At 72.3% G+C, this 13228-nt stretch carries 10 protein-coding genes; 6 read left to right on the top strand and 4 right to left on the bottom strand.

Annotation, left to right across the window (positions count from 1 at the left end; translation table 11 throughout):
- Positions 1-140: 140 nt before the first annotated feature.
- Together ACH54P_RS05240 and ACH54P_RS05235 are read right to left on the bottom strand one after the other, a co-directional pair.
- Entirely contained in the window at positions 141-824 is a 684-nt protein-coding gene (locus tag ACH54P_RS05240) for a TetR/AcrR family transcriptional regulator C-terminal domain-containing protein (protein WP_489911181.1), read from the bottom strand.
- A complete protein-coding gene (locus ACH54P_RS05235; RefSeq protein WP_489917123.1) occupies positions 821-2131 on the bottom strand; it encodes a cytochrome P450 in 1311 nt (436 codons plus the stop codon). The genes ACH54P_RS05240 and ACH54P_RS05235 overlap by 4 nt, the downstream gene beginning before the upstream one ends.
- A 98-nt stretch (positions 2132-2229) precedes the next feature.
- Here ACH54P_RS05235 and ACH54P_RS05230 point away from each other — a divergent pair, with 98 nt between their 5' ends.
- Positions 2230-2793 carry an ester cyclase gene (locus tag ACH54P_RS05230; protein ID WP_489911180.1) on the top strand — a complete coding sequence of 188 codons (564 nt, stop codon included), beginning with the start codon at positions 2230-2232 and terminating at the stop codon, positions 2791-2793.
- Positions 2794-2845: 52 nt separating this feature from the next.
- On the opposite strand, the gene ACH54P_RS05225 is transcribed toward ACH54P_RS05230, so the two are convergent.
- Positions 2846-3865, bottom strand: coding sequence for a hypothetical protein (locus tag ACH54P_RS05225; protein ID WP_489911179.1), 1020 nt, complete (start codon positions 3863-3865; stop codon positions 2846-2848).
- 154 nt (positions 3866-4019) lie between these two features.
- Here ACH54P_RS05225 and ACH54P_RS05220 point away from each other — a divergent pair, with 154 nt between their 5' ends.
- The 4 genes from ACH54P_RS05220 (at position 4020) to ACH54P_RS05205 (ending at position 7971) form a co-directional block, all read left to right on the top strand.
- Positions 4020-4367 (top strand): hypothetical protein, encoded by a 348-nt coding sequence (locus ACH54P_RS05220; protein ID WP_489911178.1) that lies wholly within the window; start codon positions 4020-4022, stop codon positions 4365-4367.
- A 115-nt stretch (positions 4368-4482) separates the two neighbouring features.
- Positions 4483-5142 carry a Pvc16 family protein gene (locus tag ACH54P_RS05215; RefSeq protein WP_489911177.1) on the top strand — a complete coding sequence of 220 codons (660 nt, stop codon included), beginning with the start codon at positions 4483-4485 and terminating at the stop codon, positions 5140-5142.
- Positions 5139-7124: an ATP-binding protein gene (locus tag ACH54P_RS05210; protein ID WP_489911176.1), complete on the top strand. Its 1986-nt coding sequence runs from the start codon at positions 5139-5141 to the stop codon at positions 7122-7124. The genes ACH54P_RS05215 and ACH54P_RS05210 overlap by 4 nt, the downstream gene beginning before the upstream one ends.
- Positions 7125-7227: 103 nt before the next feature.
- A complete protein-coding gene (locus tag ACH54P_RS05205) occupies positions 7228-7971 on the top strand; it encodes an eCIS core domain-containing protein (RefSeq protein WP_489911175.1) in 744 nt (247 codons plus the stop codon).
- A gap of 70 nt (positions 7972-8041) precedes the next feature.
- Here ACH54P_RS05205 and ACH54P_RS05200 read toward each other — a convergent pair whose 3' ends face one another.
- Complete coding sequence (locus ACH54P_RS05200) at positions 8042-11479, bottom strand: phage tail protein (RefSeq protein ID WP_489911174.1); 3438 nt, start codon at positions 11477-11479, stop codon at positions 8042-8044.
- Positions 11480-11669: 190 nt separating this feature from the next.
- Between ACH54P_RS05200 and ACH54P_RS05195 the strand changes: the two genes are divergently transcribed.
- Positions 11670-13214: a phage tail sheath family protein gene (locus ACH54P_RS05195; protein WP_489911173.1), complete on the top strand. Its 1545-nt coding sequence runs from the start codon at positions 11670-11672 to the stop codon at positions 13212-13214.
- The last annotated feature ends 14 nt before the right edge of the window (positions 13215-13228 follow it).

Here is a 13228-nt window from a genome sequence, read left to right as displayed (position 1 = left end):
GAGTCGTCCACGTCACCGGCGGAGGCTGTCCGAAATCCGGCGCCCGCCCGGCCATGGTCGCCACCGCGGGCCGCCTCACTGAGCGGTGGCGGCCCGCGGCACGAGCGCGACGTCCCGCTGATCGAATCGTGGTAGTGCGGCTAGTGCGCCTGCGGGGCCATCGCCCCCAAGGCGTCGAGCAGGATACGCAGCCCGAATTCGAACTCCGCTTCGTGGTCGCACACCGCGAGGTGCGGGGCGGCCGCCGCGACGGCCGGCAGCTCCGGCGCCTCGAGGACCGCGAGCCGGCGGCGGACACCGTCCGGGTCGGCGCCGCTGAACGTGGGTGCCGCGGCGACTTCGCGCATCAACGTGCCGATCAGGAACGCCAGCACCGCCCGCAGCCCGTGGACCGCGCGGTCGGGCGGGTAGCCCGCCGCGAGCAGCGGGCCGAGCACGGCTTCGACCGGCGCGAGCGCGGTCAGCGACGCGAGCTGGCGGGTGAGCACGAGCGGGGCCGCGCGGGGGTGTTCCAGCATCGCGGCCCGGAAACCGTGCGCCAGCGCGGACATCGTCTCCCGCAGGTCCCGTCCCGGCGCGGCGGCCGGGATCGTGGCGAGCAGGACTTCGGCGATCCCGTCCAGCACCGCGTCCTTGCCGTCGACGTGGTTGTACAGGCTCATCGGGTCGACGCCGAGCCGGCGCGCGAGCTTGCGCATGGTGACCGCGTCCAGGCCCTCTTCGTCGACCAGGGCCAGCGCCTCCCGCAGGATCCGCTCCCGCGACAGGGAGCCGCCCGACTCCTTGGGCGGACGGCCCCGCCGCCGCGGCACCGGACCGGTCACCGGGCGCCGTCGAGCACGGCGGGCAGGTACTCGTACCCGCGCAGGATCCGCGTCCGGCGGCGCCGGCCCCCGGGAAGCACGCGCAGGCCGGGGAACCGGTCGAAGATCGTGCGCAACCCGATCTCGCCCTCCATGCGGGCCAGGGACGCGCCGAGGCAGTGGTGGCGCCCGGCGCCGAAGGAGACGTGGTCGCGGGCGCCGTCCCGGGTGACGTCGAAGGCGGCGGGCTCGGGGAAGACGGCGGGATCGCGGTTCGCGCCGGCCAGCACCGTCGTCACCAGCGCCCCGCGGCGCACGGGGACACCCGCCACCTCGGTGTCGCGGGTCGCCATGCGGCCGGTCAGCAGCACCGGCGGGTCGTGGCGAAGGACCTCCTCGACGGCGTTGCCCCACAGTTCCGGCCGCTCGCGCAGCACGGCGAGCTGCCCGGGGTGCGCGGTCAGCAGCGCGATCCCGCTGCCGAGCAGGTTGACGGTCGTTTCGAAGCCGGCCGCCAGCACCAGCCCCGCGGTGGCCTTCAGCTCGGTCTCGGTGAGCCCGACGCCGTCGTCCCTGGCCGCCACGAGCCGGCTGAACAGGTCGTCGCCGGGGTGGCGGCGCAGGTGGTCGAGGTGTTCGCCGAGCCACGCGTCGAACTCGGCCAGCGCGGTCTCGACGTCGCGGAACGTCCGCCACCCGAGGCCGAGGTCGAGGCTGGGCGCGGCGGCCGCGCCGAGGGAAAGCACCCTGCCGAGGTCCCGCGGCGGGACGCCGAGGATCTCGCTGATGACGGTGACCGGCAGCAGCCCGCAGTAGGACTCGACCAGGTCGACCGGGTCGCCGGTGCCGATGCGGTCGAGCAGGCCGTCCGCGATCTCCTGGACCCGGCCGCGCAGCTGCTCGACGGCGCGCACGGTGAACACGCCGGTGACCAGCTTGCGGTACCTCGTGTGCTCGGGCGGGTTGACCGCCAGCAGCGAAGGGGGCCGCACCGGGTGCAGGTGCTCGCCGGCCGACCACTCCACCAGCCGGCCGAGCGCCGAGCCGTCGGTCCCGACCACGCCGGTGCGGAAGGCGTCGCTGGAGAGCACTTCCCGCACCGCGGCGTGCGTCGTGGTCATCCAGCCGAAGCGGGTGCGGGCGAGCGGGCCCGCGGCGCGGATCTCCTCGAACAGGGGCGTCAGGTCGCGGCCGTCGGCGGCGGCGACCACCATCCGGCCCTGGAGGTCTCCGCGCCGGGCTTCGCGCCGCAGCACGGTCCGGGGCAACGCGTGGCCGAGGCTCCACCGGACGACCGGTTTCGCCCGCGCCAGGGCTCCGTCGAGCACCGTCCGGACCACAGGCGTCCCCTTTCCGTCGGCGGGCAGACGTTGCCTACAGTGTAGGTTATCGACTGATACCTACACCGTAGATGCCAAGGAGCGCGATGAGCGAGTTCGACATCCCCGGCCCGGAAGTCCTCGCGGCGCGCCAGAAACTGGTGCTCGACCACTTCCGCGACGAGGTCGCCCAGGACTGGGACGCCACCCTCTCGACGTTCCCGCACCCGCACTACGAGGTGGTCGCGACCATGACGGTCCACGACGGCGACGGCGCCGTCCGCGGCTACTACCACGACACCCGCACCGCGTTCCCCGACCAGCGGCACGAGCTGATCGCGCTGCGGCACAGCGCCGACGCCGTCGTCGTCGAGTTCTGGTTGCTGGGCACCCACCTCGGCCCCCTCGGCGGGATCCCGGCGACCGGATCCCGCTTCCGGGTGCGCATGACGGCCTACTTCGTCTTCGACGCCGACGAGAAGCTCGTGTGCGAGCGCATCTACTTCGACACGCTCTCGCTGCTCAAGCAGCTCGTCGGCGGGGTGGACAAGAAGAACCCGAAGAACTGGCCGCTGCTGCTCCGGGTCGCCCGCGGTTTCCTCGCCATGTCCGGCGGGCGGCCCGACCCGCGGCTGCTCGACACGACCGAGCCGGACCTCCGCCCGGTGTGACGGTCAGCCGCACCAGCCCAGCCATGGGCACGGTGCTCCTGCTCGTCAGTCGTCAGCCACAGGTCCAGCGCAGCGGGCCGTACGCGCTGCCGGTGTTGCCGAAGACCACGTCGTCGTCGCCGACGACGAACACGTCCGCGTCGACGCCGTCGGGCACCGGGAGCCGCCCCAGCAGCTCCGTGTCCCGCCAGACCGCGGGAGGTCCGGTCAGGTCGGTCAGGCTGCCCGCGATCAGGCCGTGCGCGTTCAGCGCTTCCGCGGTGCCGCCCTGCTCGAGCGGCCGCGGGTCGGCCGGGCCGTGCCAGGCGAGGGCCCGTGACCGCGGCCACGGCGTGTCGATCGCCGTGCCGGCCACGACGCCGCCGCGGATCTGGCGGAGCAGCACCGGGCGGTCTTCACCGGTCAGCGGCGTCACCTGCCCGTGGCGCCAGAGCGCGCCGGGCTTGTTGTCCGGCGCGCCGAGCAGCACGGTCCCGTCGTCGTCGAGGTCGAGCGCGAACCCGGCCGGGGTGTCGATGACGAGCGGTCCCGCGGCGAGGGTCGACCACAGGACGGCGACCCGGTGGCCGTCGCCGACGGCATTGGCGGACGCGAGAACGTCACCCCGCTCGTTGAGCGCGACGGCCGAGCCGATCAGGTAGCCGGACGGCGCGGGCAGGCGGGTCAGCGCCCCCGCACCGCGATGACCGCCGTCGAACAGGTAGACACCCACTTCGGCGGACGGGGGCAGGGTGCCCGACAGGAGCACGGTCCCGGCGGAGTTCTCGTCGGCCACCTGCGGGTAGACGAACGGGGCCAGAACGTCGGGGATCCGGGGCCGCCCGTCCGTCCACAGCACGACCCGGCCCATGTCCGTGCCGTGGCCGAGGACCCAACCGGAGTAGTTGCCGTGGCTGTCGGTCCCCGTCACGTGCGTGAAGGTGGGGTCGTAGCCGTCGGGCGGCACGACCTTCTGCACCGTCCAGGTGCACGGCTCGGCCGCGGCCGCTTCCGCCGCGGCCGGAATGGCGGCGGGAATGGCGGCGCCGAGCGTCAGCGCCACGAACGTGAGCACGGCAGTGCGTCGGAACATGCGATCTCCCCCTCGAAATCGGTCTACGCCCCCGCCCACGCCCGGCTGCGCCCACCGGTTGAGCCGGGTTACCCGTTCGGCCCAGTCGCCGCGGTGGCCGGCTCCCGCCATTGGCGGGATCCGATCACGGCGTGGCCTGGCTACCCTGTCCCGAATGGGAAAACTGCGAAGAATCGCGTCGATTTTGCCGCTGCTCACCCTCGCCGGCCTTGCCGTTCCCGCCGCGCCCGCCCAGGCGGCCGCCCCCGAAATGGTCTGCAGCAGCATGATCTTCAACGGCTGTTTCTGGCCCCAAGCGGGTTTCGGCGGCCCCGAATACCGGACGACGATCTATTTCAGCGGCTGCTGGAAGATCCCGGCTTCGCGGTCCTACGGCATTTCCGCGCCCCGCCCGGTGACGTTGTACGCGGGCACCGACTGCACCGGCCAAAGCCACGCCATGAGCGGCTGGGGTTTCAACCCGGACATCGGGTTCAGCGCCCAGAGCTACTTCTACGAGTGAGCCGGCCTGCCCTTACGGGCAGCCGGGCGTACCCGAAGGTTTGCCGCTGCGCGGCTGGCCGCCCGGCGGTTTCGCGATCACCGTGGGGGGACCACCGCTGCGAGGAGGTCCGCCGGTGATCCACGAGGTCGACGAGGCGCTGCGGCGGCTGGTGAAGGACGAGGCGCTGCGCGGGAGCGAGGTCGACGTCGCCTTCGACGCGCCCACGAAGGACTGGGCGGCCCGGCGCAACGCCCCGACCGTCAACATCTACCTCTACGACGTCCGCGAGGACATGCGACGCCGTTCGCGCGGGCTGCTCAACGAGTACGACCAGCGCGGCGAGCTCGCGGCGCGGCACCTGCCGCCCAAGCACGTCAAGCTGTCCTACCTGGTCACCGCGTGGACCCAGCGACCCGAGGACGAGCACCGCGTGCTGTCGGACCTGCTGCTCGGCCTGCTGCGCCACGAGGCCGTGCCGGCCTCGGTGCTCACCGGGTCGCTGGCCGAGATGGGGCTGCCGGTGCCGATGACCGTCGCGCTGCCGCCCCCGGAGGACCGCGCGTTCGCCGACGTGTGGACCGCGCTCGGCGGCGAGCTCAAGCCGTCGCTGGACGTCGTCGTCTCCGCCCCGATCCACAGCGGGCGCGTGTACCCGGCCGGGCCGCCGGCGAAGGAAGGCCTCAAGCTCGACACCGGCGGCGGCGAGCTCATCGGGCACCACGTGTCCGAGGACGGCGCGGTCGACGGGCAGCGCCGGGTCGCCATGGCGCGGACCCACCGGAAACCCCGGTGAGCCTGGGCTCCCTGTTCGAGCGGCTGGCCCGCCTCGAACAACGCATCCGCGACGCGGTCGACAGCCGCCGCGCGGCCGACCCGAACCCCGACGACCCGTTCCGCGGCCTGTACCTGTCGAACGAGGCGATCGACGCGCTGCTGGAAAGCCACCGCGAACCGTTCACCCCGTTCACCGACTCCGTCCCCGACGGCAGGCTGCGCCCGCTCGCCGACCGCGCGGGCCTCACCGGCGTCGACGTCGAACTGCTCCTGGTCGCGCTCGCCCCCGATCTGGACAGCCGGTTCGAGCAGTTCTACGGCTACCTCAACGACGACGTGACCCGCCGCCGCGCGACCGCCGGGCTGGCCCTGCGCCTGTGCGGGCTCCCCGAGGCGTCGGCCGCCGGCCGCGCCCGGCTCGACGCCGGCTCCCCGCTGCTCACCTGCGGCCTGCTCAGCGTGGGGGAGGAGGAACGGCCGTTCCTCTCCCGCCCGCTGCGCGTCCCCGACCGGGTGGTGAACCACCTGCTCGGCGACGACCGGCTCGCGCCCGAGCTGGCCGGCTGCGCCCACCTGGGCACCGAGCTCGTCGAAGTCCCCGGCCGCGAGCGGCTCGCCCGCGCGATCCGCGGCCAGGTCGGGCTGGTCTACCTCAGGGAACACCCCGGTGGCGGCGCCGAAGAGCTCGGCGTCGGCGCGCTCGCCGCGGCCGGGTTCCCGGCGCTGGTGGTGGACGCGGCGCGCTGGCAGGCCGAACCCGGCCACGCCGAGCTGACCGCGTCGCTGCGGCGGGAGGCGTTGCTGCGCGGCGCCGGGATCGTGCTGGGCCCGGTGGACGACCCGCGGCTGGAGGAGCTGGCGCACCCGGCGATCCCGCTGGTGGTCCACGGCACGGGCACCTGGGACCCGCGGTGGAGCGCGACCCCGCCGTTGCAGCTCGACGCGGCACCCCTGCCCGCCGCGAGCCGTGCGGCCCTCTGGCGCAGCCGCCTCGAGGGCCGGCTCGCCCCGGACCTCGACCCGGGGGAGGCGACCGCGCACTTCGTGCTGGGGCCCGGTCAGATCGCCCGCGCGGCGAAAGCCGCGTCGGTGACCGCCCTGGCCGATGACGGTCTCGTCCGCACGGCCCACCTGCGCGCGGGCGCGCGGAGCCAGAACGCCGCCGGCCTGCAACGGCTCGCGCGACGGATCGAACCGGCCGTCGGCTGGCCCGACCTCGTGCTGCCGGCCGGTGTCCTGTCCCTGTTGGACGAACTGGCCGCGCGGGCGCGCTACCGCGACCAGGTGCTCGACGAGTGGCGGATGCGCCCGGGCGGCGGCCGCGGGCGCGGCGTGACCGGGCTCTTCGCGGGGGATTCCGGGACCGGCAAGACGATGTCCGCGGAGGTCGTCGCCGCGTCGCTCGGGCTGGACCTCTACACGGTGAACCTGGCGACCGTGGTCGACAAGTACGTCGGCGAGACGGAGAAGAACCTGGAACGGATCTTCACCGAGGCGTCCGGGGTCAACGGCGTCCTGCTGTTCGACGAGGCGGACGCGATCTTCGGCAAGCGGTCGGAGGTCCGCGACGCGCACGACCGGTACGCCAACATCGAAAGCGCGTACCTGCTGCAGCGCATGGAGACGTTCGACGGCATCGCGGTGCTGGCGACCAACCTGCGCGCGAACCTCGACGAGGCCTTCACGCGGCGGCTCGACGTCATCGTGGACTTCCCGCTGCCGGACGTCGAACTCCGGCACCGGCTGTGGGACCGCTGCCTCGGCGCCCGGCTGCCGCGCGGGGCGGACCTGGACCTCGGGTTCCTCGCCCAGGCCTTCGAGCTGGCGGGCGGGCACATCCGCTCGGCCGCGGTCACCGGCGCGTACCTGGCCGCCGAGGCGGGCCGGCCGGTGGCGATGAGCGACCTGGTCGGCGCGGTCGCCCGGGAGTACCGCAAGCTCGGCCGGCTCTGCCTCGACCGGGAGTTCGGGCCCTACCTGGCGATGGTGACCGACGGCTGAGCTGCCCGTTCGGGCAGTTTTCGCTGCCCGTCCGGCGGCGCACCGCAGTCTGGTGCGCGGCGCGGCGCCGGGGCAAGCTGGACGGGCGTCGGAGGGAGCGACCATGCGCGGGCACAGTCACGAAAACGACCTCGAACCGGGCCTGCGGCCACGCGGCGACCGGATCGAGCGGGACGACGGCGACCTGATGGGCCGCGCGGCCGCGGCCGGCCGCACCGACGTCCTGGGCCCGGCGGGGATGCTGGGGCTGCAGCGCGCGGTGGGCAACGCAGGCACTGCGTCGCTGGTCGAGGAGGAGCGTTCCCCGGTCCACGACGTCGTCGGCTCGGGTGGCGGCGCGCCGCTGGACACCGAGACGCGCGCGGACATGGAGTCCCGCTTCGGCCACGACTTCGGCGACGTCCGGGTCCACACCGACGGGGCCGCGCACGAGTCGGCGAAGTCGGTGAACGCGCAGGCCTACACGGTGGGGTCGAACATCGTCTTCCAGCGCGACAAGTACGACCCGGGCTCCGAAGGCGGGAAGCACATGCTGGCGCACGAGCTGACGCACGTGGTCCAGCAGCGCAGCGGGCCGGTCGAGGGGACCGACACCGGTGGCGGGGTCAAGGTGTCGGATCCGTCCGACCGGTTCGAGCGCGAAGCCGTCGCCAACGCGGACCGGCTGATGTCGTCGCCTCCCGCCGCGGCTGCTGCGGTGGCCGGTCCGGGGGCCGCGGTGCAGCGGTGCGAGGACGACGCGGCGCACGTCCAGCGCGAGGAAGCTCCCGAGGCCGAAGAAGGCGAAGAGGAGAAGATGGCGCAGACCTACGTGCAGCGTGAGGAAGAGACCGAAGAAGAGGCGTGATCGCGGGTACCTATGACGATGGCGGCGATCCCCCGGCCGTCCGTCGTGCAGTCCGGTGAAGCCGGCCGGCTCACGGGTTCCCGTCGGGGCCGGTGAAGCCCGGGATCTCCACGTCCTTGCGGTACCGCTCGGCCGCACCGGTGTCGGCGTCCTTCGAGCCCTTCTTGCTGTTGCACGACGCGCACAGGACCTCGAGATTGCCCGGATCCGCGTAGAACGCCGTCCGGTCGGCCTGCCCCCTCGCCCGGCCTTGGGCGTTCCAGTGCCCGGCCACGGACTTCCGGTGGTCCAGCGCGTAGTTGTCGGCGTTGTTCGGTTTGGTCCGCGCCGTGACGTGCGGAGCGATGCCGAGGAAGGGGACACCCGGGCACGTGAAGGTCAGCCCGTCGGGTCTCATCACCGCGGCGATCTTCGCCGCGTCGTGGCCGCTGTACTTGTGGGAACCGCCGTAGAAGACCGCGCGGACGTCGTGGTACTCGGGCCGCAGCGTCTTTCCGTCGATCGTGTACTGCGTCTGGTCCGCGCCGCCTTCGGCCGGGGCGAGTTCGGGGCCGCCGTTGGGGGTGTTGGCCAGGAACTTGAGCACCGGGAACGCCGGCCGCCCCTCGGAGCTCTTGCTGCGGCCGCCGGCGTTGCGTTCCAGCTCGTACTTGAGCGTCACCCAGCCGTCGGGGCGGACGTCGGTGACCTTGGCGACCCGGTTGGTCGCCTTCACGACGAACCGCTTGCCGAGGTAGACCTTCGCTTCGTCCACGGGAGCCATCAGCCCCAGGGGGAGTTCGTTCGTGTCGTCGGTCGGGTTGATTTCGAGGTGGGTCCTGAACTTGCCGGTGCTCGCCGGGACCAAGGCGATCGTCTTCAGCTGGAAGGTGTCCTTGATCTTCGGCAAGGCCGCCTCGACGGACTGCCGTGTCGCGTCCGGCTTCCGCATCTCGGTGTCCGCGGCCTGTTTCGCCTGCCGCAACGCCTGCTGCTTCTGGTCGGCCGTCCGGGAATCCGGAGCGCCGTCCCTCTTCTTGCCGCCCTTGAGCTTCGACCAGACCTTCTTGCCGGCCTTCACGATCGTCCCCACCACGGAGTCGATCACCTTGCCCACCGGGGCCTGGACCTTCTCCAGGATCGCCTTGATCTTCTCCGAGACCCCGCCCAGCCCGAGCAGGCTCGCCAGGAACCCCAGCACCATCGGCAGCGCCTTCGCCAGCGTCCGCTCGATCAGCCCCGCCACCGCGCCCGCGCCGCCGCGGGCGATGGACTCCACCGAATCCAGGACCGAGTCGACGAACTCCTTGATCTGCGCCGCCTTGTCCACGAAGAACATCACGATGTCGTAGATCGCCTTGCAGGCCTTGATGAACGCCGCCGCCGGGTTCAGCAGCGAGATGATCCACGTGATGCCCGCCTTGACGATCTTCTCGATCACGAACTCCTTGAGCTGCCCGAGCACCATCTCCTTGAGGTCGCCCAGCTTCTCGACCACCCAGCGCCACAGCCCCGGCACGCCCTCGGTGATCAGGATCTTCACGACCTCGAACGTCTGCTCCAGCTTGGCGAGCACCGGCTCCGGGATGAACCGGAGGATCCGCGCGCGGACGCTCGCCCAGGTCAGGCCCAGCAGCGACAGGACCATCTTCAGGATGCCCTTCGCGTCCAGCGCCTCCGGGATCTCGACGCCCGCACTGGCCAGGTTGCCCAGCAGCCACCCCTTCAGGCCGTTCTTGAGGTGCTCGACGATGTTGGCGCCGAAGTTCAGCACACCCGTCTTCACGGCGTTGACCAGGTTGCCGAGGAACTCGATCGGCTTCGCGATGATCAGCCCGACCGCGCCCGCCGCCCGCGCGAGCACGCCGAGCAGCATGTCCTTCAGCTTCGTGATCGTCTCGATCGCGCCGCCGACGGCTTCCTTCGCCTTGTCCCACAAGCCCTTGTTCTCCGCCTGCAGCGTCTTGATCTCCTCGTCGACGGCGGTGCGGGCCTCGCTGTACTTCTGGGCCAGGTCCTCGACCAGCGACTCCTGCTTCTCGTCGACGGACTTCTCGAGGTCGTCGAACTGGCCGCCGAACTCCTTCGCCGCCTCGCCCGCGATCTTGCGCAGCGCCGGCGACTGGGACGCGACCTTCTGCTGCACCCGCGAGCGGCCTTCGGCGATCAGCTGCTTCGCCTCGCCCAGCTTCTGGCCGACGAAGTCGGCGATGTCGCCGATGACGCCCTGCATCTTGACCTCGTAGACCTTCTTCGCCTCGAGGAACAGGTTGTTCGCTTCGGCGGGCAGGCTCGCGAACAGGTCGTAGGCCCAGCGGGCCGCGCCGGTGATCCCGTCGTAGCGCTCGTCCTTGTACTTCTTCATCCGGGCCTGGTGATCGGCGGTGAACGCGGCTTTCGCCGCCGCCTCGCCCGTCTCGAACTTCTTCGCCACCTGGTCGTCGAGCGCCCCGAGCACGCCCTCGACCTTCGTCTTCGTTTCGTCGAAGATCGCCTTGATCTCGCCGGTGATCCTGGCCCGGTCCTGCTCGTCCTTGGTCTTCGTGGCCGCCTTCGCCGCCTGGCCCTTCTGCCCGGACGCCGAACGCGCCCCCGTCATGCCCGCCATCGCAGCCTGCCCGGACGCCTGGGCCGCGCCGGTGACGGCGGCGAGCTGCCCGGCTTCGGACTCGCGGACCGCGGCCGGCGCCGAAGCCGTGTGCTGCTCGCCCTCCCGCTTCGCGGCCAGCGCGCCGGTGAACTCCGGCTCGTTCGACTGCGCCAGCTGCTCGTCGGTGACGCCGGCCTCGGCCATCCGGCCCTGGGTTTCGCACTGGTCGGCGCGCAGATCGGTCTGCTCGGGCGGCGCCTTGTCCGGCGTGGCCTTGCGCGGGTCCGGCGGGGCGAGCGCGGGCGGCGCCGGGGCTTCCGGCAGCGGGGTGACCGGCTTCTCCACGGCCCGGCTGGGGTCCGGCGGCTCCTTCGTCCGGTCGGTGACGTCCTTGGCCGAGGCGTCCTTGCCGCCGGTGACCTTGCCCAGCACCTCGGCCTTGACCTGGTCGGCCTTGCCGGAGCCGGCGAACTTGTCGGCCTCGTCGAGGTTCTTCGGCGCCTGTTTGGCGATGGCGGCGTTCACCGCGGCGGTGAAGGCCGCCTTGTCGAAGCCGGCCGGTTTCGCCGCCGCCATCTTTTCCGCCTGGGCGGCCTTGGCCTGCGCGTCCTTGTCGTCGGCGGGGGCGACCGCGGCGTCCTGCGCCTTCTTGACCTCCGCGCCGGCGGGTGGGTGCGCCTTCGCCGACCTGGCCGTGGCGCCGACGTCCTTCGTCAGCGACCGGAACTTCGGGTCGGCCGCGGGGGTCACGCCGGCTGGCGCGACCGGCGGCGCGGGACAGCTCTGCCGTTGCAGCGCGACCAGCTTCGACACCGCCGCGTTGCCCGCCGAGGACTGCAGGCGCAGCAGCGCGGGCGGGGTCGCCCGGCGCGCGGGCCCCGCCGCACGTGCCGGCTGCGCGGACGGTTCCCGTGGTGGCTTGTCCCGCCCGATCGGCATGGGTTCACTGTCGGCCGTGCCGGGCCGGTTGCCAACGGCCGGACGGGCGGGCACGGGTGCCCGAACGGGCAGTTGCCTTTAAGGGCAGAGATCGGTTCCCGCGGGCCTAGCCGCACGGTCGTTCCGCGCCGGACGCGCGGGCAGCAGCATCGCCGATGACAAGACTTGTGCGTCGACAAGGGAGGCACGCATGCCCACCTATCTCACGCCGGGGGTGTACGTCGAGGAGATCGAGGCGGGCGCACGGCCGATCGAGGGCGTGGGCACCGCGGTCGCCGCCTTCGTCGGCTTCGCGGCGGACGGTCCCTTCAACACCCCGACGCTCGTGTCCAACTGGGGTCAGTTCACGCAGACCTTCGGCGACTTCGTCGAGGGCTGCTACCTGGCCCAGTCGGTCTACGGCTACTTCCTCAACGGGGGCAGCAACTGCTACATCGTCCGCGTCGGCGGGTCGCGCGCCCACGAAAACGGCTCCGCGCCGCGGCAGATCGCCGCCCGCCAGGCCGTGCTCGGCGGCTACCGCTTCGTCGCGAAGGAGCTGCCGGAGGGCAAGCAGCCCGGGGAGATCACCGTCGAGGTGGCCGACCCGACCGGGGATAACCCGGCCGACAACCGGTTCACCGTGCTCGTCAAGCAGGACGGCAAGGTCGTCGAGACGCACAACGTGACGACCAAGCGCACCAAGGAGAACGTCGTCACGGCGGTGCGGGAGAAGTCCAGCTTCATCACCATCGAGGAGATCGCCACCGGGGGCGCGGTCACCAAGCCCGACAAGGGTGCCGCGGTGCTCACCGAGCCGCCGCAGGCGCCGCCGGTCCCGCGCCGGGTCGCGGCCGACGACTACGTCGGCGACGTCGCCGACCGCACCGGTTTCGGTGGCCTGGAAGCGATCGACGAGATCACCATGGTCGCCGCGCCGGACCTGATGGCCGCCTACCAGCGCGACCTGGTCGACCTGGACACGGTCAAGGCCGTGCAGCTCGCCATGATCGCCCACTGCGAGCTGATGGGCGACCGGATGGCGATCATCGACCCGCCGCCGTCGCTCAACCCGCAGGAGATCCGCAGCTGGCGGATGGACGCGGCCGGCTACGACTCGAAGTACGCGGCGCTCTACTACCCCTGGGTCCAGGTGCTCGACCCTGCCACCGGAACCAATACGTACATCCCGCCGAGCGGCCACATGGCCGGCGTGTGGGCCCGCACCGACGCCACCCGCGGTGTCCACAAGGCCCCCGCCAACGAGGTCGTCCGCGGCGCGCTCGCCCTCGAGACGCACCTGACCAAGGCGGAGCAGGAACTGCTCAACCCGATCGGCGTCAACTGCGTGCGGTCGTTCTCGGGCAAGGGCATCCGGGTCTGGGGCGCGCGGACGCTCTCGAGCGACCCGGCGTGGCGCTACCTGAACGTCCGGCGGCTGTTCAACTACCTCGAGGAGTCGATCCTCGGCGGCACGCAGTGGGTCGTGTTCGAGCCGAACGACGACGCGCTGTGGGCGCGGATCCGGCGCACGATCAGCGCGTTCCTGGTGATGGAGTGGCGCAAGGGCGCGTTGTTCGGGCTCACCCCGGACGAGGCCTTCTTCGTCAAGTGCGACCGGGAGACCAACCCGGCCGAGGGCATCGACCTCGGCCAGGTCATCTGCGAAGTCGGCATCGCCCCGGTGAAACCGGCGGAGTTCGTCATCTTCCGGCTGGCCCAGATGTCCGGCGGCACCAGCCTCGTCAACGAGTGATGAAAGGACTCCGA

This window comes from Amycolatopsis sp. N2S4-7, from assembly GCF_058119595.1.
The sequence above is the reverse complement of the archived record's forward strand: the minus strand, read 5'-3'. Positions and strand labels throughout refer to the sequence as shown.

Bases quoted from the DNA above. Each gene is read 5' to 3' on its own strand.
- ACH54P_RS05230 (WP_489911180.1), top strand. From the start codon at position 2,230: ATGAGCGAGTTCGACATCCCCGGCCCGGAAGTCCTCGCGGCGCGCCAG.
- ACH54P_RS05225 (WP_489911179.1), bottom strand. From the start codon at position 3,865: ATGTTCCGACGCACTGCCGTGCTCACGTTCGTGGCGCTGACGCTCGGC.
- ACH54P_RS05220 (WP_489911178.1), top strand. From the start codon at position 4,020: ATGGGAAAACTGCGAAGAATCGCGTCGATTTTGCCGCTGCTCACCCTC.
- ACH54P_RS05205 (WP_489911175.1), top strand. From the start codon at position 7,228: ATGCGCGGGCACAGTCACGAAAACGACCTCGAACCGGGCCTGCGGCCA.
- ACH54P_RS05200 (WP_489911174.1), bottom strand. From the start codon at position 11,479: ATGCCGATCGGGCGGGACAAGCCACCACGGGAACCGTCCGCGCAGCCG.
- ACH54P_RS05195 (WP_489911173.1), top strand. From the start codon at position 11,670: ATGCCCACCTATCTCACGCCGGGGGTGTACGTCGAGGAGATCGAGGCG.